This is a genomic window from Xenorhabdus poinarii G6 (assembly GCF_000968175.1).
Taxonomy (GTDB): Bacteria; Pseudomonadota; Gammaproteobacteria; order Enterobacterales; family Enterobacteriaceae; genus Xenorhabdus; species Xenorhabdus poinarii.
This window is the reverse complement of the sequence record NZ_FO704551.1, coordinates 2,594,821-2,619,948: the sequence shown is the minus strand read 5'-3', so window position 1 is coordinate 2,619,948 and position 25,128 is coordinate 2,594,821. Positions and strand designations below refer to the sequence as shown.

The window sequence follows — 25,128 nt, the reverse complement described above, 5'->3', positions numbered from 1 at the left end:
ATTATCCTCATAAAGATTCCGCTACTAATGCCGGTGTCTCTGGTGTCTGTAAAAATAGCGCCTTTACCAGGTCAAAATAGTTATAAATGGCGAAATGGCCCCCTTCGATAAGATGCAGCTGGGTGGTGGCAAACGTGTGATGCCGCCACGCTGCTTGCATTTCTTCGGTGACATGTTCATCTTTATCCGCTGAAATAATGTCTAAGGGTTGTGACACTTTTTTATCTGCAAACGCTAGAAACTGATGGCGCAAGATATAATCGGTACGGAGCGAGGTCACTAACCTGCGGGCGAAGGCGGGTTCATTGAGAATGCTCTCCGGCGTCCCGTTATCCGCCCGCATTTTTGAAATGATTTGCTCGTCCGTCCACAAATGCCGGTCATCATCAGCCTGTATACTCGGCGCAATGGAACCTGAAATCACGGAAAATAACGGGTGCATAGCGTAGTTTTCCGATAATGCTGCACTCACAATAAAACTCAGCACACCACCAAAACTATGACCAAACGTCACCCATTCAGTCACCCCAGCCTGCTGGCGATTGATAAAATCCACATGAATATCTGTGCAGATCCGATCGACTAACAACGGCAAATTATCGATCACCTTTTCATGGTTCAACATGTCACGGCCAGGTATTTCGATAGGCTTGAACACTAGACTGGTATCCTCCTTGAAACGGCTGAGCCAAGTGCGATAAACGCTCGCGCTAGCACCTGCGTGTGGGAAGGCATAAATAACGCGTTTGGGCGTAGACGGATTCATACATGGCTCTCCAGTAAGAAAGAGGCGATACGCTCGGCGACCATCACAGTAGTGAGGTTCGTGGGCATGGAGGGGATACAAGGGAAGAGTGATGCATCAGCAACAGTGATTTGACTCAGACCGTGCAGGTTACCCCGTTCATCCGCTGCTGTGTGTGGATCGCTTGCGCATCCCATCCGTATCGTACCAGAAGCATGCCAGCCAGGGCTGACTAGGTTCTTGATGGCATTTTGCATAACTTCATCATTGTTGATCATTGCTTCAGACCAGAATTGGATGCCGTCGAGATAAGCCGCAAGCTCAGGGTGATTGATCAACCGCCACATTTGACGTACCCCCCCGATCAAACGTGCAATGTCCTCCGGTTCTTGTGATAAAGGCAGATCGATCATCGGCAGTTGCTGACTATCTCTGCTCTGGATAAACACCCGTCCTTTGGATTTGGGACGCATAAGCATCACAGAAGCACCGACTAGACGCGGATAATCGATGCGATTCTGAAAACCGGGTACAGTCTTACTTGCTACGTTGTTCATTAATCCCAATTGCACATCAATCTGAGTATCGTAGCCACTGCTCAAGCGCGCCGCAGTTTGCCGCCACGGCGTTTTCTGGATGCTATTTCCAGATTTGGGGAGCGCCCATAGTACTACCGAAGCGTGATCGGATAGATGGTTACCAACGGCAGGCAGATCGGCAACCACGGGAATATCCAGTTGCTGTAACAAACGCGTATCGCCAACGCCTGAACGCTGTAGGAGCGCCGGAGAGCCTATTGCCCCGGCGCACAGCACAATCTGATGAGCGCGGTAAGTGATGTAGTCCCCGTTGTGTGATACTTCTACACCAACCGCTTTGCCTGCGTTAAACAGTACTCTCTCAACCGTCATGTGCGGGAGGATCTGGAGGTTTTCCCGCTCGCGAGCTGCAGAAAGATAAGAGCGGTAAAGATCGTATCTTTCCACACCTTGCACCACATTGGCGGGCACGACACCCACCGCCGCATGCTCTCCATCATTTAGATCGTCAATAAAAGCGATGCCATTCTGCTGGCATACATCAGCAAAGGCTTGTTCCAACGGCAAGATCTCGTCTCCTGCGGGCCTGCGCAATCTTAGCGGCCCTTGGTAACCGTGTAGTGCAGAATCAGGACGATCAACATCATTTTCCAGCTTCTTGTACCACGGCAAAACGTCACTCCATGCCCATTGGCGACACCCCATATTTACCCAATGGTTAAAATCGCTGGGAAAGGCTCTTAAGGCCACGGCACCGTTAATCGCAGACGATCCGCCCATGACTCTCCCCAGGCAATAGCTAAAGGCTTTACGCCGGTTACGAGCTAACGGCTGATGAGATTCAGACTGGACGAAATGGGAAAATCGCTCGGCCCCATGCACATTGGCTTCGTATGACCAGTTATAGCCTTCAAGAACCAGACGGGAAGCGTCCAGCAACGGGCTATCGGGTTGAGTAACGTCAGAATCCTGCCCTGCCTCAAGCAATAAAACCCGGTGTTTGCCGTTTTCGGAAAGACGAGAAGCCATCACACACCCTGCTGTCCCACCACCAACTACAATAAAGTCATAATCAACCGACTTTGGAGCCGGTTTAAATGGATGCGTCATACGTATTGCTCCTGAGCCTTGTCCGATATACTGGAAAGGATGCGCGAAAAATCACGCACAGAGGCATTCATGAACAGGCTTTCGATCATATCCTGTTCACTGGATGGGCCTACTTTGAAGGTTTCGCGTACAGCGCTCAACAGCCCCACAGCGTGCAATGAATCGCCGCCAATGTCGAAAAAGCCATCAGTGACATCAAAATCATTGTGTTGAAGCTGTTTTGACCATAAGTCGAACACACGGGCTTCAAGCTCATCGGCGGGTTCGTTCTTGTCCGCAGTAGCCGCGGCTTCCCCCCATAACACGGGCAAAGCGTTACGATCTATTTTTCCATTACTGGTCAATGGCATACTGTCCAGTAATACAAACCAAGTTGGTACCATATAAGAAGGGAGATGTGCTTGAGCAAGCCCGCGTAGTTCACCTTCCAATACATTTTTCTCGTTCTCGCTAGTCTGGTGTTTAGGCACAATATAAGCAGCTAACTGTTTTTGACCGGTTTTCGGATGGCTGACCGCGTTGATTACGACGTGGTTCGCCTGCGGATGTCCCAACAGGCAAGCTTCTATTTCACCCAGTTCGATACGATAACCGTTAATTTTTACCTGATTATCTTCACGCCCTAGGATCTCAATCAGCCCTTCATCAATATAGCGCCCCAAATCGCCGGTTCTATACAGCCGTTCGCCTGTGAGCGGATGGTTAAAGAAACTCGCTTGCGTTTTTTCAGCATCGCCTAGGTAACCTTGCGCTACCCCCTCGCCAGCAATGAATAGCTCGCCGGTGACCCACTTGGGACAAGGTTCAAGCCATTCATTGAGTACATGGAATTGCTGATTAGCTAATGGCTTACCATAAGGAATGCTTTTCCAGGTGCTATCTACGTGCCGGATAGGGTAAACAATTGACCAGATCGAGCCTTCTGTCGCACCCCCCAGGCTGATCACATCAACACCGTTGATGGCGGCTTTGATTTGATCCGGCAGGTTGACCGGGATCCAGTCTCCACTCATCAGCACTAGGCGCAAAGAGCTATTGGTAAGTAACGAACCTGCTCGCTCAACTAGTGCTTTCATCGGTGCCGGAACGCTATTCCACAAAGTTACCCCGTGTTTGGTGATCTGTTCGGCCCATATTTTCGGATCATTAGCCTCATATTCCGCAGTAAACAGGATGCTGCCACCGGCCCCCAAAACCCCAAAGTAATCATAAACGGACAGATCGAACCCTGCAGGCGCAACGGAGAAGACGCGGTCATGTTTATTGACATTGAAACGACGATTAATATCCAAAATCGTATTAGCGGCATTGCGGTGCGTAATCATCACCCCTTTTGGCTCACCGGTAGAACCGGAAGTAAAGATGATGTAGGCCAAATCATCCAGTGTCTGTTTTGCCACTGATGCAGGAAACTTCACCGGTGCAGTGCTATCAATGACTACACCGATATTGATTAATCCATCTATTGGTTCCAAGCCAGCAGGTGTCACGATGGCTTTTGCAGCACAGCGCTCAATCAATTTCGCTTTACGTTGCACAGGAAGTTGTGGGTCAATCGATACATATGCCGCACCCGCGAATAGTACGCCCAGAATGGCTGCCAGCATTTCCGGTCCTTGCGGCAAAGAAACAGCTACAATGTCACCTGGTTCAATTGTGACAGCAGAGCTCAGTTGCTCGGCAACGTGGTTACCGCTGGTGATCAACTCCCCGTAGCTAACCTCTCTTTGCCCCTGGATAACCGCTGTTTTAGTAGGAAACTGGCGTGCTGCATGTAAAATCAAGTCCTGCAACAGTGCAGGTGGATTCTTATCATACGTCGCATTCGCGGCCTGCCTTTCCTGCCAGTCGGCCATGCTTAAAGTTACCACTGCACCCTGCTGTGACCAAATCTGCGGGTTTTCACCACAGGCGTTCAGCAGTTTAATGGCAGCTTCAAACATCATTTCTGGCATCCCTGTCGGGAACAGTCCCTCGACGAAGTTCCAATTCATTACCAGATCACCATTGATACGTAATAACTGGTTTTCGAGCCAGACTCCGGGCGTTTGGGTGCTACTATACTTAACTGTCGCCGTACCTTCCCAGGCATAGTCGGTGACTATATCTTGTAGTTCCGCATTCAAGGTATTGCTGAAAACTACCGGGAAGGAGAGTGCCCGTCCTCCCTGACTCCGACGCGTCATCTCGCGTAGAACTTGGATACCATTGAATGAAGAATGCCAGTAGTTCACCAGTTGTTCAGTCTGTAACATCACTAAGCGTTGACCAAATGTCGCCGATTTACCATCCTTAACACACAATAGGCTTGACTGAATATAATTCCCTACGCTTTGTTGTACTTCTGGGAAATAGTTACGTCGCGCATGCTGGGTTAAAGTGAGGGTAAAATTCTGGCGGCGGGACCACTGCCGCAATGTTTCAACATAAACGCCAAGAAAAAGCGTTTCCAGGGTAATCCCTTGTTCTGTCGCGCTCTGGCGGAGCTTATTGACTAATTCAAGTGGGATCGGGTGTGAAAACGTTTTAAACGTGGGCTTTTTGATTAATTCTGGCGATTGATACAGCGGTAATTCAGGTGCTGTATCAATCGCATTTATTTTCTTTAACCAATAATTCTTATCCCGATAACCTTGTGCACTTTGCAGAAGTTGCTTTTCTCTTTCAATATAATCGGCGAAATTAAATTTTGGTGCAGATTTTACTCGTTGGGGGTTTTTATAAAACAGCCACCAATCCCTCATCACTATTTTCACACTAAGCAAATCAAGAAACATGAGTTCAAAACAGAGATGTAAACGAACCTTCTTATTCTTCAGCAGGGAGGCTCTGATTTCGAAAGAAGGCGAGATAGCTAACGAACGTAAATGCGTCTCCATGTCACTTCGTGTACTATTAATAAATACCTGTAACTGTTCATCATCCATATCTTGGCAATCTGTCACGGCAATCTCATAATGTTCAAGAACCGCAGAGATACGTTGACGGCCACTATCGATCAGCTCAGCACGTAGCATAGTATGAAGGGATAATGTTTGATTCAAGGCCGCATTGAGCCGCTGAAGGTCGGGGTTAAAAATTTCTACTTCAAAATAATAATGTGTCGCAATCCCTCCTAAGGGCATCCCCGCATTGCGACCAATTAAATAAGCGTATTGAATATCGGTTAGGGGAAATGAATCATATTCTTTTCTTTCTACCGTATTATCAAATGCGACTAAATCATCTACAGGTAATTTTCCGTTGAGCAATTCATTTATTTTTACAGAGTTTTCCTCAACGGAATCTTCAGCCTGATTGATGATGAGACCATTTTCTTCCACTGAAAGTTTCAAACCAATTCTACTGGCCGATTCCTGCATTATTTGCATAGATAACTCCTATGAAATTATTTGATAAAAATAGCATGTAAGAGCGTTACTCATCGATTCAAGAGTAATGAAAATCAGAGTAACTAAAATTTATAGATAAAAAATCCACAAAAATACTTTAATAGCAAACTCAAAAGGTTATTAAGGGCAAGCATCGAATATATTTTTTTCTTTCTACCGTATTATAAAATGCGACTAAATTATCTACAGGTAATTTTCCGTTGAGCAATTCATTTATTTTTACAGAGTTTTCCTCAACGGAATTTTCAGCCTGATTGATGATGAGACCATTTTCTTCCACTGAAAGTTTCAAACCAATTCTATTGGCCGACTCCTGCATTATTTGCATAGATAACTCCTATGAAATTATTTGATAAAAATAGCATGTAAGAGCGTTACTCATCGATTCAAGAGTAATAAAAATTAGAGTAACTAAAATTTATAGATAAAAAATTCACAAAAATACCTTAATAGCAAACTCAAAAGGTTATTAAGGGTAAGCATCGAATCGATGAGATGTTAAAAGCGTCTGAGATAAAGCCGTACTAAGCATCTGTCGCACATATCAATCACTCAATGAGTTTGTTGATTGTTTGAATGATACAGTAGTGTGTTTTACCACGTCAAGCATAAACATCATAATATATAACAATTTGATATCATAAAAAAAACATGACATAAATAACATAACAATTTGAATTTATTCAAATAAAAATAAAATATCAGTATTGATCATGAAAAAAATCATTACTTCACCCCCAAAAAAAGAAAAGAAAATTTAATATTAATTCCTACGTGTTTTTATCTTCACCTTGACAATATCAAACTGATATGAACAATATTCAATTAATCAATTGAATGTTTTTTATTGAGATGTGAAAATAATTAATAAAGTTAAGAAGAAAATCGACCCAGCTAACAAATGATAAGCAAGGTGATAAGATGAGTAATAGCTTTATGACAGATAACCGCGATTCGGCACCTTCTGGAAGCGTGGCTCCACCATTAGCTACTAGTATTCCAGTAGAGGAAAATAGCGCTTTGGTGTTTGCTATCCTTGCCACGATTCAGGCAACATTGATTTTTACTATTGTCATGATTGGGGTTCCACTGCCAGCTATTGGCTCAGAATTCCAATTGGTTCAAGCTGAACTGGTGTTGGTGAGTGCCGCCTATGGGCTGCCATTTAGCGGTCTACTGTTGTTTGGCGGGCGGCTGACTGATCGTTACAGTGGAAGAAAAATGTTTACTTGGGGAATGCTGATTTTCGGCCTTGCGTCGCTGAGCGGCATGTTCGCTTCCACCTATTGGACCCTGGTGGCAATTCGTTTCCTTCAAGGGATCGGTGCTGCGCTTACTGCACCAGCCCTGATGGCATTATTGCGCCAACTCTACCGCGACGTGGGCCAGTTCAACCATGCAATGGCAACCTGGGGCGGAGTATCGGTATTGGGAGGTGCCGTTGGTTTCCTCTCATCAGGCATCGTCACCACATGGTTATCCTGGCGTTGGATGTTCATCGTTCCGGTTATTGTTAGCGTGTTCGGCCTGCTTTTGGTGCGTGGCATGATGAAGCCGCTGCCCGTAAGTAACAACGATTCTCCAGGCTTGGATTTAAGTGGTGCCCTATTGGCGACCTGTGGCATTTCACTGTTCAGCTTTGGTCTGATCATGAGTGGTGAATATTCTTGGCTGGCTGTTCCAGTCTACCTGCCAGTTGCCGTTGGTCTGCTACTCATTTTCACATTTATGATCGTCGAGCGGCATGTTATCTCCCCTCTGTTGCCTCCTGGCTTTATCCGCAACCCTACGCGCATGACTGGTCTGATTGGTATTTTACTCGCTGCTGCCGGTATGGGGTTGATTACCTTTTTGCTTTCCCTGTATTTGCAACAGTTCCGCGGCTGGTCATCTTTCGCAACCTCTATGGCCTTTATTCCTTATACTGTTGGACTCTTGATCATGAACCGTGTCGCCGGGGCGCTCATTATGCGTTTCGGCGCTCTTCAGATCACTATTGTCGGCCTAGTGATCGGTGCCGTTGGGCTGCTTTTATTGGCACAGCTCAATGAGCAAACCCACTATGCATTTGGTTTGTTACCTGGCTTATTTATTCTCCCCGCAGGGGCGTCTTTGGTCTTTTCTGGCAGTGCGGTGCTCTCAACGGCAAATGTTCCCTTATGTCAAGCGGGCCTTGCGGGCGGTGTAATGAACACATCGATGGAATTAGGTCCAACGATGGGGCTGGCTGCATTCATGGCGGTAGCGGCAACCCAGACGAACGTGGTTAATGGTTACGCATGGGCGTTTGGCTCGGCAGCAGGCATTTATTTGCTGACTGCGATAGGTGCGCTAATTTTAATGAGGAAAATCAATCAATCGTAATAATCTGAATACCACCGGATCCGCAATGCTGAGTATTAGGATCTGGTGGTATTCCCGTGGCCAGTTATACCGATAAACCGCGAAAATGGGAAGATTACCGGTTAGTTTTCACTTCCAGTCCGGCGGCTTTCCACTCAGGAAATCCATCTTCCAGGCAGCGGGCAAGAAACCCATTGGTGTGCAGGGTCTCAATGGCGTTGAGAGAGAGAACGCAGTAAGGTCCGCGACAATACGCAACTACCTCCTGTTCTTTAAGCAGTTCAGACAGGCGACCCTCAAGCTCTTCAGCCGGAATATTGACCGCTCCGGGCAGGTGACCGGAAGCGAACTCTTCCGGTGAACGCACATCCAGCAGGGTAATATCTCCCTCATTCAAGCGGAGTAACAGCTCTTCGCGAGAAATCGATTCCAGCCGTTCACGCTGACTGAAAATATCGGTAACGAATAACGTGATCTCGCTATGCCGGTATTCCACATATTGCCGAATCGCCGTCAAGATATTTTGGACTGGCCCACTACCCAAACGGTAGTAGACATTTTTCCCTTCCCGGCGTGATTGTACAAACCCCGCACGCTTGAGATGTTGAAGATGCTGAGAAGCATTGGCTATCGTAAGGCCAGACAATTCCGCTAGCCTTTCGACCGGTCTTTCTCCCTGTGCGATATGTTCAAGTAACAGCAGACGATGTGAATTCCCCAAGGAACGTGTCACTTCTGCAAATTCGTTAAAAACTTGACGTTGACTATCACCATTGAGTGTTGGCATACTGTTTCTATTACCTCATCATTCAATATAATAATTGACAATAATCATACCAAAGGTTGCAGAGGCTAACCAGTTGACCGTTGCTTTCTTTTGACCTGAAGTGTGTTACAAAACAGGTTACGTTCTCGGACGCTGGTTAGGGCTGGCTTGAACATCCCGCATTCCTGACGGCGCTTGCCATAGGTATTATCAGCGTCGTTGCCCCTTTCTTTATCATGCAGCCTGGATTCGGTTTTGGTTTTGCTGCATCCAAAAGACACCACGGCCTAATATAGCGCACCAACGTAGCTTGATTTCACTTGGTTCGTATGGAATTGGGATATACCTAAGTGCTATTTTACAGGCATAGTTTTTCGAAAGGCATAGCGCTTTCCGTTTTAGGTTCACTTAAAAATTAATTTAAAACAATGAATTATGAATATAACACGGAATCTTGTTTAATTTAATTGCAGTCTGTTACGTTAAAATATTTTTTTATTCAATATGTTAAAGTATCTTTAGGTTGTAGTTGAATCATAAAATATAAAGTTAACAGATTACTCTGACCTGTTTACTTCACAAAATAAAAAATTTTAATCTGCACCGGGCTATGGAGATATGAAATTGAACATTTTGGAATTTATTATTACTATTCTGCCTATTGTACTATCTCCTGGTGTCAGTTTTACCTTAGCGATGACCAATGTAGTTAGTCAGGGAATAAAAGGCCTAATCGTTGTTGTTTTAGGTACCGCTTTAGGTATTTATACACACGCTTTCCTTGCTGGTTTAGGTACAAGTAGTATCGTTGCTAAATACCCTCACATAATGAGTATTATAAATATAATTGGTACAGTTTACCTGATGTACATTGCTATTTTGCTGATAAAAAATGGGATATCTAACACCGCTAATTATCGTTATGGAATGGCTAAAAAAATCACAATAAAAGAAGCCTACATTGCCAATCTATTTAATATAAAAGCCATTATGTTTTATCTAACAGTTATACCTCGTTTTTCTGATGTTGCCATGCCCTATATCGATCACTTTATGATATTGGCATCAATTCATATTTTAATTATGGTACTATGGTTGGCTATTATGGCCTATTTAGTTTCTTTGGCCTCTAGTAAAATTAATTTACTCATTTTGAGTAAAACAATCAATATTATTGGTGGATGCTGCCTATTTTATTTTTCTTTGCATAACTACTCTAACTAAATCTCCGATCATTGCAGGTATGCTTGTGTTTTGCGATCGTCAATGAAACGGATGTATTTTATCGTCATGCTTTTGTCTTCCAAACATTGGGCTTCACGATGCGTGTCAAATTCTGTGTTATCGTGATTAGTTACCTTATATATTACCTCTCTCAGATTCAGGAAAAACTATTACCTAAATTACAAGAAATTTTATTAAATTAGAAGTTATTTATATGTCTAGTATAGTTGTTGATTGTAACAAAAATTCGTTGGTTTTTTTAGGCTGATACCGACGCGCGGCCTTGTCTTCTCCATATTAATAGGCTAATAAATTAACCTTGAAAATATGGCAGGGCGCGAGCATGCGTTGGTTGATATTCAGTCAAAGAAAACGCTTGCGCGAGAAACCGTACAACGTCGCTAAAACAATCCCTAGCCCGGCCATCAGGGAAACGGTAAAGCCACCACGAGGACCATAGATATCGACAAATTGTCCAGCAGTGGCAGCGCCCAAAGCGACGCCTGTATTGAGACCAGAAAGTAACCACGTTAATCCTTCCGTTAATTTTCTTTCTGGCACCATTTTTTCAACTAATGCCATAGATAGAATCATTGTTGGTGCAAAGAATAACCCCGCGATAAAAACAGCCAGAGATAAACTCGAAATACTATTAGCCATCAAAAAAGGAAGAGTAGTCAAAGCAGTCGCTAATCCTCCTATCAGGAGAAGTTTGTGTAATGGTGTTTTCAGTTTAAGGGCACCAAATATCAATCCTGCCAAACAAGAGCCTATAGCGTAAACAGACAACACGATACTGGCGGCTGCTGGACGTCCTACCTGTTCAGCGAAAGCAACGCTCACTATGTCTACAGTGCCAACAATAATCCCCATGAAGACAAGTAGTAATGCCAAAACCCATACACCAGAAATGCGAATAACGGAACCTTTTGTTTCCAAAGTAGCGTTATGAGCATTGACAGGGGGTTCTGTGTGCCTAAACATAACGAACAAATACACACCTAATGCTAACAGAATTGCGGCTGCGAGTGGTCCAGCTTGAGGAAAAACGGCTATGCTCAAACCAACCGATATCGGTGGGCCAGCAATAAACGATATTTCATCAAAGACTGTTTCTAGAGAGTATGCTGTTTGTAGTTGAGGTCGTCCACGATAGATAGCGGTCCATCGGGCACGAACCATCGCTGACATACTAGGCATAAAACCCGCCAAAATAGCACATAAAAAAAATGTCCATATTGGATAATTCCAATGTGTACACACTAAAAGAGATAATGTACCTAAGACACTGATCGTTGCCGCAATAGGTAACACTCGATATTGCCCATAAATATCGACTAAACGGGAAACTTGTGGGGTTAGCAATGCATAAGTGAATACAAAGGTTGCTGATACTGCTCCAGCTAATCCATAGCTACCACTTAGCTGTGATAGCATAGTTATAATACCGATTCCCGTCATTGGGAGTGGCATACGAGCGACAAAGCCAGCGAAGGAAAATCCTACGGTACCCGATGGCTTGAATAATTCACGATAAGGATTACTCATATTGTTTCTCATTGTGATAATGGGTTGTATAACGTTTTATCCAGGAATTAATATACGTCGCGTATGCTAAATAACATATCAACATACACAATGTATGTCAAAATATTGTTACAATATTAACCTTATGTCCTTTTATATTCGATAGTATTTAATTTATTTTCTATAAATACAATTAGTTACGTTATATTGAATATTGGGTGTAGCTATTTTGATAATCGTTAATCTATTACTGGGGGATAAATGACTCGGCGAACCCGTCTAGAAATGAAAGAAGAGACTCGAATTAAGCTATTGATAACTGCTCGCCATGCCTTTGGTTCTTTAGGTTACTTTAATACTTCAATGGATGATTTTACCGCTAAAGTGGGATTAACGCGTGGGGCGCTATATCATCATTTTGGTGATAAAAAAGGTTTGTTAATGGCTGTTGTTGAGCAAATTGACGCTGAAATGGATCAGCATCTACAGTCTATATCGGATAATACAATTGACTCATGGGCTGGATTTCGTGATAGATGCCGAGCTTATTTGGCAATGTCACTCAATTCAGAATTTCAACAAATCGTGTTGAAAGATTCGAGGATTGTTCTAGGAGATCGATTTAGAGAGTCGCAAACGCATTGTATTTCATCAATGAGAATTCTTTTGGAAAGAATGATTCTTGAAAAAAAGATAAAAGACGTTGATACAGATGTTTTGGCTTGTTTAATCAATGGGAGTTTAGTTGAAGCTGCTTTATGGATTGCTGAAGATACTGACCCAGAAACGAAACTTTCAAAAACGCTTTCTGCATTTGACTTAATGCTTGAAGGTTTAAAACGCAGTTAAGCGACGTTTGTGTGTAAGGTTTCAAATAGCTTCAGGTAGGGAAACCAGAGGTACAGAAAAGACATGAGCCGTAGGGGTTAACAACAAAGAAAGATGGTAAGACGTTAAGTATTAGGAAAAAAACGTTAACGTGCTTGGATGAAAAACAGTTTTTTGGAGCAGATATTACAAGCGGGTTTTGCTGATATGGATGAAATTTAAATATTCATATGGTTGCCTTGCTTGTGATATGTACTGATTTTATTAGTTATTGTATTTTATAATAACTCAATAAAATAAACTTAGGAAGGTGCTAATTTCATCATGGCTGTGTATTTAATGAAGATGGGTGTAATCAAAAATTGTAACTATTAATTTTGATTATTATAATCAAACTTGATTTTTTATGTCTAAAATAAATTGTAAAAGTATAGGTAAAATATTAGGTTGCAATTCACATAAAACAAATTAATATGTAAATATAATTCCAGCCAAATTTTTAATCATAAAATAACCAGAATTTATATTAGATTAGAATAATCCCCGTTTTGGGGAATTATTTGATCTCAAAAAATTAAACAAATTGGTATTAGTAGTAGTAGATGAAGCTGGGGTATTTATATCTAACTCATCGACATAATCAGCTCTTAACTTTCATTGTTGGTATAATTTATATGGAGAGAATGTCAATGTCACACTTTAAGTTGTCTCAATCTAGTGGATTAATAAAGATATTTTGGCCACTCTATATGGGATTATTTCTTGTAGGAAGTGAAATGTATATTATTTCTCCTTTACTTGAAGCAGTCTCTTACGATTTGAGTGTATCTATTGCTGCTTCAGCGCAGTTAATCACATCTTATGTCATTATACAGGCAATTCTTGGGCCATTTATTAGTACTTTGTATGATAAATTAGGCCCTAGGGCTATGATAACGATTGGTATTATAATATTTTCTATCGGAAATATCTTATCTGCGCTGACGTATAATTATTGGTTTGTAGTATGTAGTCGTGGAATTGCTGGTCTGGGTGTTGCTTTTTTTGGTCCTTCAACATGGGTATGGATTAGCCATAGAATTGAAGAAAATTTACGAGGCAAAGCTATTGCTTTTGGTATGGCCTCTTTTGCTTTAGGGCAGGTTTTTGGCGTTCCTATAGGAGCCTATTCTGCTGCTTTTCTTTCATGGCAATTAGTCTTAGCTATTATAGGTATAGCCGCGATATTACTTTTACCTAGCATCTGGAAAAGAATTTCATCTCATTCATCAAATGCTATAGAAATGGCACCAGATAATACTCATTTTGATAATAATATAATAAAAACACTTTTATCTCCTTGGCAAGATAAAAACTTGCGATGGAGTTATATTGTTACTTTTTTATTTCACTCTGCGAGTTTAGGGGCTTATTCATTCTTGGCTATATATTTATCAAAGCATTTTTTTATTCATGATAAGTATATTGGTTTCATCGGAATATTAAGTGGAATAGGCACTTTTTTGGGCTCTCTGGTTATCGGGTATATCTCTGAAAGATTATTTGTAAAAAGAAGAAATGGAGTGATTATATTTTTGATATATTGTTCTTTAGGTGGAATGATAGCTGTACCATTGGCGTTTCAAATGTCATATTTGATACTATCTGTTATTTTTATCTTTATTTGGTTTTTATTTTCAGGATCTTTTGATAGCTGCCAGCAACATTCGGTGATTTTTTTATCTAAAGATAATATTCCTACAAGCTTGTCCTGGAATACATCGATATTATATGCAGCAAGTGGTGTTGGTGTGTTAATCATGAGTATTAGACCAGAAGAGCCTAATTTTATTTCTGGCATGGCTTTTTTAATGATGCTTGTTTCTTTAGTGTCTTCATTATATTTACATATACGAATTAGAAATATTGATGACAAATAATTTGATGTTGTCTCTCGATAAAATATCGAGAGACATATAATGATTAATCCGCCGTTCAGTTATCCTGTACCCGCAGCATAATGAAGCCCCTCAGCGCCCGCGGATACCGCTGGCTTATTAGGGGCAAAGAGCGTCGCAAAGTCGATTATCATCAAAATATCCAGTAGAAGAACTGACCCAACTTGCCGTACAGATGTTAGGTCAGTTTGGCGATGTGTAGATACCTATGCTCAAAGGGGTAGAGGCGTTTCATCTGTGCTATATCAGGCTTCTCCATTCATTGATATAAATATCATTCGATATAAATTGTAAACGTGGTAAGGGCTATTGCTCTGCATGAATGATAAGCCGGTGCATAAAGAGACGGGGAAACTTTACTATTGTTACTTCACCATACCACGACAGAGCATCAATAATAGGGCTATGACTTCAAAGCGTTAATTTGATATTCTTGTACCTTTTAATGGGATATCATCATGACTGTTACGATAGAAGTGACTTGTCGATATTGCGACCAAGCTGAACCTGTACGCAAACATGGAACAGGTAAGGCCGGCTTTCCTCGATACTATTGCAAAGATTGCCAAAGAACCTTTCAACTCAACTATCGTTATAACGGCCATAAACCGGGTATGAAAGAAAAAATTGTGGATATGGCAATGAATGGCTCTGGCGTGAGAGACACAGGCCGTGTGTTAGGTCTCGGTATCAATACGGTGATGCGGACATTAAAAAACTCTCGCCAAAACAAGTAATATCGCGACAGACCGCTGATGACGATGCCGCACTTATCTGTGAATTGGATGAGCAATGGTCTTTTGTCGGTCATAAAAAACAACGTCATTGGCTTTGGTATGCTTTTTGGCGAGAAGAACAATTTGTTACTCACGTTCAATGGAAATCCACGAAAAACTTATTGGCGCATATCATATATTGAAAAACATCATTACAACCCTTTGGAGTCAAGACCAATAATAAGGGTAATAAGCATGTCTATAAAGATCTTCGGGATTTGTTTAGCTAAAAATCAGAGTAGAAAACTATTATTCGTATCGCGAATAGTAATCATCAGTCAAAGTAATTGGAGTTCAAGCAAAAAGATTATTAATAATGACCGGAATTTACCAAAAGAATATAACCTGTAAATCAGGTGTAAATACTAAAAATACCAATAACGTAGGAGAAACAATTGTGTCAACTGCGGTTACTTATGACTCAATAGGAAAATTATTTAATGATTTTACAAATACGGCTGCACAACGAGAAATTGAAGTCAGAACAATAATGTCTATGGTTGGAAGTGTAGAGGGATTATCTGTACTCGATGTAGCTTGTGGGTATGGGTATTTTGCAAATCGCTTTCATCAGGCTGGAGCAAAAGAAGTTGTTGGGATTGATATTTCTGAGAAGATGATTGAGCTGGCCCAAGGTTTTGCAGACTCTAACCAGCGTGATATTAAATACTGGGTTCGAGATGCCGCTCAAATGGAAAAACTAGGTGAGTTTGATTTAATCAACGCAGCTTGGTTGTTTAACTACTCTTCATCTATTGAGAAACTTAAGGCAATGTTCAAAAACATAGCCACGAACTTAAAGCCAGGAGCAAAATTGGTTGCTTACACGGTTGAACCAAGTTTTTCTCTTGAAAAAGGTAATTTTGATAAATATGGCGTAAATGTCAAAACAGAAGAAGTTTGGGAAGAAGGCTATAGGTATACCGCTGAATTTGTGACGACGCCTCCTAGTCCATTTACGTTTTTCCGCTGGAGTCGAGATGATTATGAGAAAGCCATAAAAGAAGCAGGTTTCAGTGAGTTTTATTGGCAAAAGCCGCTACTCCAAGAGCAAGATATTATAAATCGTCCAGACGGTTTCTGGGATGTATTCCAAAATAACTGTCTGCAAACTGGCCTGGTTTGTAAAATGTAGATTGGAGTAATGGTAATGAAGCATGGAACTAACTATTACCCTCCGCTGTTAACAAAAACAGCTCGTCCTGAGATGACGGATAGAGAACTGATAGGTTTTCCGGAGAGTTTCACTGAACTGAGAGAATTTATTTTTACGAAAGAGATCCAGACCGCCATCGAAAATAAAACATCGATATACCTTGCTGATCTTATTGAAAACAAAGATGTATCTCTAGATATACGCTATTTTGCAGGTCAAGCTCTTTGCTACCGTGACGATCCACGTATAAAGACGCTAAACCCGTCAATGTGTGATGTAAAGGGAGGTATAGTATCGGTAGGTATTGACGCGGAGCAAATTGACCAAGTAATGGTTGATTGCGATCACTTAAAACTCGATCGAATATGGATAGAGAAAGAAACGCCAGAACATCAAGTTCATCTAGACAGCTATCGTATTGGTAAATATCCAGTTACCAACAAAGAATATAAAGATTTTCTTTTGGATAGCCGAGAAGAACGAATTCCCAGACACTGGTTTTTAGGTCGTTATCCAAGAGAATGCGCGAATCACCCTGTAATGGGAATTAGTGAAGAAGATGCTGAATGTTATATCTCATGGTTGAATAAAAAAACAGGCCGTAAATTCAGGCTACCCACTGAACATGAATGGGAATATGCAGCCTCTGGTCCTGGCAAGTTGCAATACCCTTGGGGTAATCACTTTCTTCCAGATCACTGCAACACTGCAGAGTTTGGGTTACTAACAACTACCCCTGTTGGTTTGTTCTGTCATGCTGACTCTCCAATTGGTTGTACAGATATGGCAGGGAATGTTGAAGAATTTGTTGCAGATTTCTACGCCCCTTACCCAGGTGCAGATTTTATAGAAGATGATTTAGTTAACAAACTTGGGGCATATAGAGTTGCTCGCGGAGGCAGCTTTTCAAGATTCCAAGATTTGACTAGAAACACTCGTCGTCATGGGGCGTTTCCTAGCGATATCTATGTAATGGGGTTTAGGTTAGCAGAGGATGGAAAATAATGATTAACGATGGGACTCAACTGAAAGTAAAAACTGCTGTCCTCATTCCTATGGGACCAGAGAATCGTAACGGACGATTTCATTCATTTGCTGGAAAAAATTGGAATGAAGAACATTTTGCTGTTGTGTTTGGTGATCTTCCCTCTGATTCTGTGCCTGTGATTCGGATTCACTCTGAGTGTTTGACTGGGGATGTATTTGGCTCACAACGCTGTGACTGTGGTCCGCAACTGAATGAGGCTGTTGACATCATCAGTCGCGAAGGAGGGGTGCTGCTTTACTTGCGTCAAGAGGGTAGAGGTATTGGCTTGTATTCTAAATTTGAAGCCTATCGTTTACAGGATATGGGATTTGATACATTTGAAGCCAATACGCAATTAAACTTGCCTGAAGATGATCGAGATTTTTCCGATGCGGTCAAAATGCTAGAAGCGCTTGAAATCACTCAATGTCGTATTATCACGAATAACCCGGATAAGGTCGCGACACTAAGGAAAATGGGGATTGATGTGGTAGAGATTATACCAACAGGTGTATATATTACTGAGCACAATCACAGTTACCTGAAATCTAAAGCAGACAAGAAAAAACATTCCATCGCATTGTGAAATCTAGGGAAGCGATCATGAAACATATTTCTTCTATTAGTGGTATTGCCAGCTATTCAACTCAATATATAGCAACTGCAGGTTATGATAACAGTATTATTCTGTGGAATGCATTAGACGGTACTCCGATTAATAAGGTAAACCATGACCATCTAGCAAATCAGTGCAGTTTTAGTACTGATGGGAAATATTTGGTGAGTTCAAGCAGTGACTATAGTGCGAGAATTTGGGTGCTACCAGAATTGCGCCTTAAAACAGTTCTATATGGCCATATGGATGATGTAGAAATGTCACAGTTTTCGCCAGACAATAAACTTGTTGCTACATGTTCACGAGATAAAACCATACGTGTCTTCGATTTAGAAGGTAATTCTCTAAAAGTTATGCATGGTCATGAGGCCGATATTATTTCGATCAGTTGGTCCGCCTGCGGTACTTCCCTCATATCCAGTAGCGATGACGGCACCATTCGAACATGGGATGTTCAACAGGGAAAACAAGTAGATTGTATAGATTTTGGGGGAGTCGAAACTGACACTATAGCGTTGAGCTGCGATGGAAAGATCTTTGCTGGGGATGATGACGGTAGATTGACCATCATTGAAGGTGAAAACACGACACAAATTAATGCCCATAAGGCAGGTGTTAAGCGTGTTGTTTGGGATGAATCAAATCAAAAACTGATTAGCTTGAGTTATGATCGTAGTGCAATCATTTGGCAGTTAATTGATGGAACTCTCGTAAAACAATCACAAACTGCGTTACCTAGCATTGTTTGGCCAAGAAGTTGTACATTTTTAGGTAGTGACAAAGTTGCGTTTGTTACGTTTGGGTCAACTTATGCGGTCTGGGATTATGTTGAAGATGTTTGGTCTACCGACCATATAGAAGATTCACAAAGCCTCAATGCTGTGGCTAGTATTGATGGTAACCTATATACGGTAGGAGATTCAGGCAAGTTATTTAAAAATGGTCAACAGCTCAATGATATGTCGAGTCTATGTAATTTTCTCCAACCGTTCGGTAAATACCTCCTTTCTGGTGGCCAGATGGGTGCAATATTTGATGGTAAAACGGGTCTAGTTATACATCAACACCGTTCGCCTCTCAATTGTTGTACTACGTTTATTCGCGATAGCGTCCAGTTTGCGCTTGTGGGGACATACACCGGTGAAGGCATCCTTTTCAATCTAGATGAAAATGGTACAATTCAATATTACGGAACGCTTTCCATGCATGATAATGCGATAAAGGGACTGGCTTCCAACGGTGAGAGTATATTTAGTGTGTGCGCAACGGGAGCTGCAGCCTATCACGAGATTCAAGATTTTGAAGTATCTAAATATCTGCCAGATGCTCATGAGAAAATCTCGAACGCATGTGTAGATGTTGGTATGCAATATGCGAGTGTCAGTAGAGACCTAAAACTGACACTTTGGATTGACGGACAGCCGCATATTTATAGTAGCCCTCATAAAAACTCGATTAAATGTATTGCTTGTAGTGAAGATGAAAGACACATTGCGACTGGAAGCTACGGCGGAACGGTTGCGATTTTCGATTTCGTAGAACGTAAGTGGGTTAAGTTAGTAAAACCAACGACAAGCGGTATCTCCTGCATTACATATTGCAAAAAAATGAAATCCTTTATTGCCAGTTCTTATGATGGCCAAGTCTATTATATATAGTCAATTAAGGCTGCATGACTCTGTAAATAAATTTGTGTAATTGCCTGTCTTTAGTATGTTTAATTCATCAACTAAAACAGGCGAAAAGACGGACGAAAAAAAGTTACAGGTTCTGGTCACTGAGCTGACTAAAAATCTTAAGACGCCGGAAGATTTGAGTCAGCTCGCCCACATCCTCAAAAAACTGATTGTTGAAACCACCTTAAGACCGAACTGGCTGCGCATCGGGCCATGAAAAACACCAACTGAAATTGGGCTACAATACCCGTAATGGCTACTCGACCAAGACCTTGCTGACCGAAGACGGGGAATTAGATCCATAAATTCCCCGTGATCGTGAAAGCACGTTTGAACTCCAGATTGTCAGGCAAAATTAAACGTGGTTTCAACTGCGTATTGTTCACATGATACGGAATAATCTGCGCTATGTGTCCTTAGAAAGACGCGAAAGCGGTGGTAAAAGATTTGAAATAGATTTGACCCCGGCAGAAGAAGTGGTTCTGCAGGCTTTTACTGAACAATGGGATGAGTGTTATCCCCAAATCAGCCGAGCGTCTTACGATGGGTCGATTTATGATTGAATTCGGCGATCGTTTAAACGGTTATATTTAATGGGTATGAGAATGGCGATGACACCAAATCATAAACAAGGTCGGCTGCGTTTATTACAGCCTTTTTATTTTTTAGCTTTAATTTAAACTTTAATATTATTCGTCAGGCGAATATATAAAATGTTTTATTAGAATTTTATTCGTCATCCTAATTATGAAAGAATAAGTTCTATCTTCTATTAAAGTCATTAAAGGTAATAATATGTCTTCTAACTTTACGATAACCTTATTTATACTGTCATTGATTGCAGTGATTGCAGGCGCATTAGTACCATTCCAAGCGGGTAGTAATGCATTTTTAGGAAAAGAATTGGGTCATCCCCTGTGGGCTACAGTTGTATCACTTCTGGTTAGTTTATTCGTTGTATTACCTGTCATTTGGGTACTTAAAGTACCAATGATGAAAGTTGAAGCTATTAGTAGTGTGCCATGGTGGGCCTGGTTCGGTGGTATAGCGGGAGTGATCTATATATCCGCAGCTTTGATATTAACACCAAAGCTTGGGGCTACCGCTTTTATTGTTTGTGTCATTTCAGGTCAAGTTATTGTTTCCTTGATAATTGATAAGTTCGGGTTGATGGGGTTGCCGATTAAAGAAATGAACACTGGCAGAATTTTTGGAGTCTTTCTAATCATATTAGGGATGGTGCTAGTCCAATATTTTACTGTTGGTAAAAACAAGCAAGTTTCTATTGATAAAGAAATAACCCAAGAAACTTCAGTAATTGAATATAATAAATAGGTGAAATAATGAATAATATGTTTTTATCCAGTTTAGAAAAAAGACGATCAGTTTATAATTTAGGTAATAGTGTAACGCTACCGGTGAATAAGATATCTGAATTGATTAACCAAGCCATTAAGTTATCGCCTTCTGCATTTCATTCACAAAGTACACGTGTTGTCGTTCTTTTTGGGGACCATCACCAAAAACTTTGGGCTATGGTAAAACGTGAATTGAGTAAACGGATTTCTCCAGAAGAGCTTGAGAGTCGTTTGTCAAAAATTGACGCATGTTTTGCAGCTGGTTTTGGAACGGTACTGTTTTTTGAGGACATTTCCGTTATCCAAGAACTTGAACAAACCTATCCACTCTATGCTAATAATTTTGAAAAGTGGGCTGAGCAAGCAAATGGGATGGCTCAGTTATCAGTTTGGACAGCACTTGCTTCAGAGAACATCGGTGCAAATTTACAACATTACAATCCGTTAATTGACGATTCTGTCGCGCAAGAATGGCAAATTCCTCAATCCTGGAAACTGATTGCACAAATGCCATTTGGCACGATAGAAAGTATGCCAGATGACAAAAAATTCATTCCTGATGAAGAGCGCTGTCTCATTTTCAACTAGAACCCGTCATGAATCCAAACAGATAGTTTCGGATTCAGAGCAAAGATAATCGCTCGGCAACTTCTGTTTCGAGCGATTTTCTTCCAGATATTCATGATACTAAAGACAATAGAGTTAAAGATTAACTTTATGCAGTAGTTCACAAAATAGACTGATGGATGATTTAGGATGAAGTAATTTTTTTTATATTGTACATTGAATTAAGTAGCTATACTTATCAGAAATCATAATATGAATTACCTAAGACGTATTGACCTCAATCACTTAGTTACCCTACAGGCTTTATTAACTGAAAAACATATTTCACGTGCAGCAGTGAGGCTGAGTAAGAGCCAGCCTGCTGTAAGCCACTCTCTAGCTTATCTTCGGAAAACTTTTGATGATCCTCTATTGATTCGGAAGTCTGGAAAGTTAGAGCTTACACCAAAAGCAGGAGAGCTGTTGCAGCCTTTGGATGAGGCTCTTGCTAGACTTACATCACTGTTTGAGGCTCCAGAGTTTGATCCCAATCTTGCTGATCGTACGTTCCGAATCGCTATGTCTGATTACGGAGCGAAGCTCTTCCTACCTGACTTACTACGCCAAATCCGTACAATTGGGCCAAACATTAAATTGATTGTTACTCAAGGAAGTAGAGAAGCCATGATAGCAAGTGTCATTGATGGAGAAACGGATCTGGCGTTTGGCGTTTTTCCGACTATTGGCACTGAACTACAATCAGAAACACTCTTTAAAGAGGAGTTTCTATGTGTAGCGGATAAGTCAACGATGCCTGAATGTGGTTATTTGGATATTTCTTCTTGGTTAGCACGCTCTCATCTTCTTGTCGCGTTAAGAGAAGGCAAGGATAACGAAATTGATAACTCTTTGAGCAAAATAGGTCACAAGCGAAATATTAGCATGATTCTTCCTCATTGGGGCATAGCATGTGATTTAGTTAAGGGAACTGACCTGATACTGACTATTGCTTCGAAGGCGCTGGACTCGTTAGGAAAAACGGATGAACTAACGATATTCCAGCCACCTTTTCATATCGATAATTTTGACTTTGGTGCTATTTGGCATAAGAGGAAATCAACAGACCCAGCGCATATCTGGTTGAGAAAAATGATTCGGCGTTCTCTCTCCGAAACATAACATTGAGTACAGTTATCTGTTCCATATCCTTACTAAAAAGCTTCACTTTCGTCTGTTATGAGTGAAGTTTTTTATTAAACAGTGTTATTTAATTGGATAGTACACCCGTATGTTAATTTAATATCTTTCTGGAAATATTCAACATTCAAGAGTTCTAATACTGTTATTTTAGATAGTTTTTAGATAGTTTTTCTACCGAAAATGAAAATAGGTTTACTGAATCTGTACCTAGCAATATCGGAGCTTTACATAGGGTTGAGCTAATTTAGGGTTAAGGGGTCTGAAGCCCAACCGTACGGAAACGTACGATAAGTTTATTTTTTGAATAATACAGCAAAGTTGTCGCCACGGGTGACACTGTTATAAAGGCCATTCATCTGATGTGTTCGTTGGTATCTGGCTTATACCCTGAGCCTGCGCAATGACGTTACCTCTATCAGGCGATGGACTCAGACGGTAATACCTTGATTTTCTGCTGACGGCCTGCCAGGATAAGAAAGTGGCCTTGCGCTTTTTCAAAAAAGCGATTAAGTACCTCAATAACCTCATTGAGCAGGATCATCGCAACATCAAACGGCGAACCGCTTCCATGCTGGGATTCAACAAGTTCAGGCGAACTCAGATTCTGTTGGCAGGCATTGAATTGCTGAGTATGGTGCGTAAGGACAATATTTGCAAAAGCCGCGTTTTGAAGTGACCCCCAATAGTTGGACAACTAATTACTGGGGGGTTTTTTATGTCTAAATATAGTCGTGAGCTAAAAATCATTATTGCTAAACGATGTCTGGCAGGTAACACATCGGATAAGCTATCAGCGGAATATTCAATCTCTTCTCGACAAATTCGATACTGGGCTCAAGTTGTTGCCATTCATGGCGATAACGCCTTTTTGCCAACGTCTCACTCTCTTTGTGCTGTCACAAAACTCCAGGCTTTAAAATTAATGTGGACACATGATTGGTCCCTCACTCACACTAGTGCAGTTCTCAATTTAACGACTCCAGGTACCTTATCAGTCTGGCTTGATAAGTATAATGAAACCGGTATCAAAGGACTCGAAAGTCCTCAGCGAGGAAGACCCCCAATGAAATCCCGATCTAAAACCCCGCCGAAATCTGATGACGAAATGACAGTTAAGGAACTTAAAGAAGAATTAGCTTATTTGCGTGCAGAAAATGCGGTCCTAAAAAAGTTAGCAGAGCTGGAACAGAAGAAACGCCCACGAGCAAAGAAAAAGCGTTAATTGTTTTAGCTCTTAAAAAGAAATATCCATTAAAGCACTTACTTTGTGCCATTAATCTTGCAAGAAGCGTGTTTTACTATCAATGCCAGGCGCTTAAAAAAACGCGTGCTTATGAACAAGAAATAGAGATGATTAAAACTATCTATCATGAGCATAAAGGTCGTTATGGTTATCGCCGCATTCATTTAGCATTGAGAAAAAATGGCTTTAAAATCAATCATAAAACAGTACAACGATTAATGAGGCAATTAAACCTAAAATCCACGGTAAGGCCGAAGAAATATCGTTCTTATCGTGGGGAAGTTGGAAAAACAGCACCGAATTGGTTGGCAAGAGATTTTCGCGCGACAAAACCTAATGAGAAATGGGTAACGGATGTGACAGAATTTAAAGTGAATGAACAAAAAGTCTATCTATCACCTATTATTGACTTATTTAATCAAGAGGTTATCGCTTACAACGTGGCGAAAAAGGCGAGTCTGCCTTTAGTGACAGAGATGCTAAAAGAGGCATTAGATGGGCTAGATGCTCACGCTAAGCCACTCATTCACAGTGATCAAGGTTGGCAATATCGGCATAAGGCTTATCAAAAGCAACTTGCTGATAAAGATATTAAACAAAGTATGTCGAGGAAAGGGAACTGTTTGGATAATGCGATGGCAGAAAACTTTTTTGCCTTACTCAAAACAGAAATGTATCACCAGCAGCACTTTAAAAGTGCGGATGAACTGATTGAAAAAATAGAAGAATACATTGAATATTACAATACAAAACGGATCAAGGTGAAATTAAAAGGCCTAACTCCGATAGCATATCGAAACCAGGCCTTACACGCCGTTTAACTAAAATGTCCAACTTTCTGGGGTCAGTTCAATGCCCGATGTCACTCGCAGCCTTTTTCTATCAATTGATTAAAAAAATAAGAATTTTTTGCATGCAGCTTCAGAAAATAACCGGAAAGGAATAAGAAATATAAATGTCTCATAATTATGAAAAGGCATATAGATATTTTATTTCTTATAAAATAATTTCTTTGTAAAATAATCACGGTTATGCTTGCATAATTAATGAAATATGGGATGAGTTCCATACGTGATGTGTATTTGAGTATAGAAATAGGATTATAATAGAATACAGAAA

21 protein-coding genes and 3 pseudogenes are annotated in these 25,128 nt (G+C 41.1%); 18 read left to right on the top strand and 6 right to left on the bottom strand.

The genetic code is table 11. The features are described from left to right. Positions 1-7: 7 nt before the first annotated feature. From XPG1_RS12205 to XPG1_RS12190, 4 genes are all read right to left on the bottom strand, one after another. The gene (locus tag XPG1_RS12205) at positions 8-766 is read right to left on the bottom strand and encodes a thioesterase II family protein (protein WP_045959300.1); all 759 of its coding nucleotides are present in this window, start codon (positions 764-766) and stop codon (positions 8-10) included. Continuing rightward, entirely contained in the window at positions 763-2,394 is a 1,632-nt protein-coding gene (locus tag XPG1_RS12200) for a GMC family oxidoreductase (RefSeq protein ID WP_045959299.1), read from the bottom strand. The genes XPG1_RS12205 and XPG1_RS12200 overlap by 4 nt, the downstream gene beginning before the upstream one ends. Continuing rightward, on the bottom strand, positions 2,391-5,765 hold the full coding sequence (locus XPG1_RS12195; RefSeq protein WP_045959298.1) for a non-ribosomal peptide synthetase: 3,375 nt from the start codon (positions 5,763-5,765) through the stop codon (positions 2,391-2,393). Before XPG1_RS12195 ends, XPG1_RS12200 begins: the two co-directional genes overlap by 4 nt. A 130-nt stretch (positions 5,766-5,895) precedes the next feature. Next, entirely contained in the window at positions 5,896-6,114 is a 219-nt protein-coding gene (locus tag XPG1_RS12190) for a hypothetical protein (RefSeq protein WP_045959297.1), read from the bottom strand. 593 nt (positions 6,115-6,707) lie between these two features. Between XPG1_RS12190 and XPG1_RS12185 the strand changes: the two genes are divergently transcribed. Beyond that, on the top strand, positions 6,708-8,150 hold the full coding sequence (locus XPG1_RS12185; RefSeq protein WP_231853016.1) for an MFS transporter: 1,443 nt from the start codon (positions 6,708-6,710) through the stop codon (positions 8,148-8,150). 94 nt (positions 8,151-8,244) lie between these two features. Here XPG1_RS12185 and XPG1_RS12180 read toward each other — a convergent pair whose 3' ends face one another. Continuing rightward, positions 8,245-8,916 (bottom strand): ArsR/SmtB family transcription factor, encoded by a 672-nt coding sequence (locus XPG1_RS12180; protein ID WP_045959296.1) that lies wholly within the window; start codon positions 8,914-8,916, stop codon positions 8,245-8,247. Positions 8,917-9,080: 164 nt separating this feature from the next. On the opposite strand from XPG1_RS12180, the gene XPG1_RS19105 reads away from it, so the two are divergent. Further along, on the top strand, positions 9,081-9,191 hold the full coding sequence (locus tag XPG1_RS19105; protein ID WP_366301140.1) for a DUF2938 family protein: 111 nt from the start codon (positions 9,081-9,083) through the stop codon (positions 9,189-9,191). A 322-nt stretch (positions 9,192-9,513) separates the two neighbouring features. Continuing rightward, positions 9,514-10,119, top strand: a complete 606-nt coding sequence (locus XPG1_RS12175) for a LysE family translocator (protein WP_045959295.1) — start codon at positions 9,514-9,516, stop codon at positions 10,117-10,119. A gap of 363 nt (positions 10,120-10,482) precedes the next feature. Here XPG1_RS12175 and XPG1_RS12165 read toward each other — a convergent pair whose 3' ends face one another. Beyond that, positions 10,483-11,667 (bottom strand): MFS transporter, encoded by a 1,185-nt coding sequence (locus XPG1_RS12165; protein WP_045959293.1) that lies wholly within the window; start codon positions 11,665-11,667, stop codon positions 10,483-10,485. Positions 11,668-11,907: 240 nt separating this feature from the next. Between XPG1_RS12165 and XPG1_RS12160 the strand changes: the two genes are divergently transcribed. From XPG1_RS12160 to XPG1_RS12095, 15 genes and pseudogenes are all read left to right on the top strand, one after another. Beyond that, positions 11,908-12,495: a TetR/AcrR family transcriptional regulator gene (locus XPG1_RS12160; protein ID WP_045959292.1), complete on the top strand. Its 588-nt coding sequence runs from the start codon at positions 11,908-11,910 to the stop codon at positions 12,493-12,495. Between the two features lie 581 nt (positions 12,496-13,076). Further along, on the top strand, positions 13,077-14,393 hold the full coding sequence (locus tag XPG1_RS12155; RefSeq protein ID WP_084717310.1) for an MFS transporter: 1,317 nt from the start codon (positions 13,077-13,079) through the stop codon (positions 14,391-14,393). A 476-nt stretch (positions 14,394-14,869) separates the two neighbouring features. Then, a pseudogene (locus tag XPG1_RS18775) lies at positions 14,870-15,285 on the top strand (IS1 family transposase); the annotation flags it as partial. After that, a complete protein-coding gene (locus XPG1_RS19015; protein ID WP_366300585.1) occupies positions 15,237-15,368 on the top strand; it encodes an IS1 family transposase in 132 nt (43 codons plus the stop codon). The pseudogene XPG1_RS18775 and the gene XPG1_RS19015, both read left to right, overlap by 49 nt. Positions 15,369-15,503: 135 nt before the next feature. Next, positions 15,504-16,322 (top strand): class I SAM-dependent methyltransferase, encoded by an 819-nt coding sequence (locus XPG1_RS12145; RefSeq protein ID WP_084717309.1) that lies wholly within the window; start codon positions 15,504-15,506, stop codon positions 16,320-16,322. Between the two features lie 15 nt (positions 16,323-16,337). Further along, positions 16,338-17,348 carry a formylglycine-generating enzyme family protein gene (locus XPG1_RS12140; protein ID WP_045959290.1) on the top strand — a complete coding sequence of 337 codons (1,011 nt, stop codon included), beginning with the start codon at positions 16,338-16,340 and terminating at the stop codon, positions 17,346-17,348. Further along, a complete protein-coding gene (locus XPG1_RS12135; protein WP_045959289.1) occupies positions 17,348-17,956 on the top strand; it encodes a GTP cyclohydrolase II in 609 nt (202 codons plus the stop codon). Before XPG1_RS12140 ends, XPG1_RS12135 begins: the two co-directional genes overlap by 1 nt. Positions 17,957-17,973: 17 nt before the next feature. Further along, positions 17,974-19,644: a WD40 repeat domain-containing protein gene (locus tag XPG1_RS12130; protein ID WP_045959288.1), complete on the top strand. Its 1,671-nt coding sequence runs from the start codon at positions 17,974-17,976 to the stop codon at positions 19,642-19,644. 55 nt (positions 19,645-19,699) lie between these two features. Further along, positions 19,700-19,964 (top strand): annotated as a pseudogene (locus XPG1_RS12125) (hypothetical protein); the annotation flags it as partial. Positions 19,965-20,457: 493 nt separating this feature from the next. After that, entirely contained in the window at positions 20,458-20,997 is a 540-nt protein-coding gene (locus tag XPG1_RS12120) for a DMT family transporter (RefSeq protein WP_071825382.1), read from the top strand. Between the two features lie 8 nt (positions 20,998-21,005). Next, positions 21,006-21,608, top strand: a complete 603-nt coding sequence (locus XPG1_RS12115; protein WP_045959287.1) for a nitroreductase family protein — start codon at positions 21,006-21,008, stop codon at positions 21,606-21,608. Positions 21,609-21,839: 231 nt separating this feature from the next. Beyond that, a complete protein-coding gene (locus XPG1_RS12110; protein ID WP_045959286.1) occupies positions 21,840-22,745 on the top strand; it encodes a LysR family transcriptional regulator in 906 nt (301 codons plus the stop codon). A gap of 425 nt (positions 22,746-23,170) precedes the next feature. Then, a pseudogene (locus XPG1_RS17700) lies at positions 23,171-23,442 on the top strand (DDE-type integrase/transposase/recombinase); the annotation flags it as partial. A 39-nt stretch (positions 23,443-23,481) separates the two neighbouring features. Next, on the top strand, positions 23,482-23,988 hold the full coding sequence (locus tag XPG1_RS12100) for a helix-turn-helix domain-containing protein (RefSeq protein WP_045957803.1): 507 nt from the start codon (positions 23,482-23,484) through the stop codon (positions 23,986-23,988). Further along, complete coding sequence (locus XPG1_RS12095; RefSeq protein WP_157879533.1) at positions 23,898-24,830, top strand: IS3 family transposase; 933 nt, start codon at positions 23,898-23,900, stop codon at positions 24,828-24,830. The genes XPG1_RS12100 and XPG1_RS12095 overlap by 91 nt, the downstream gene beginning before the upstream one ends. The last annotated feature ends 298 nt before the right edge of the window (positions 24,831-25,128 follow it).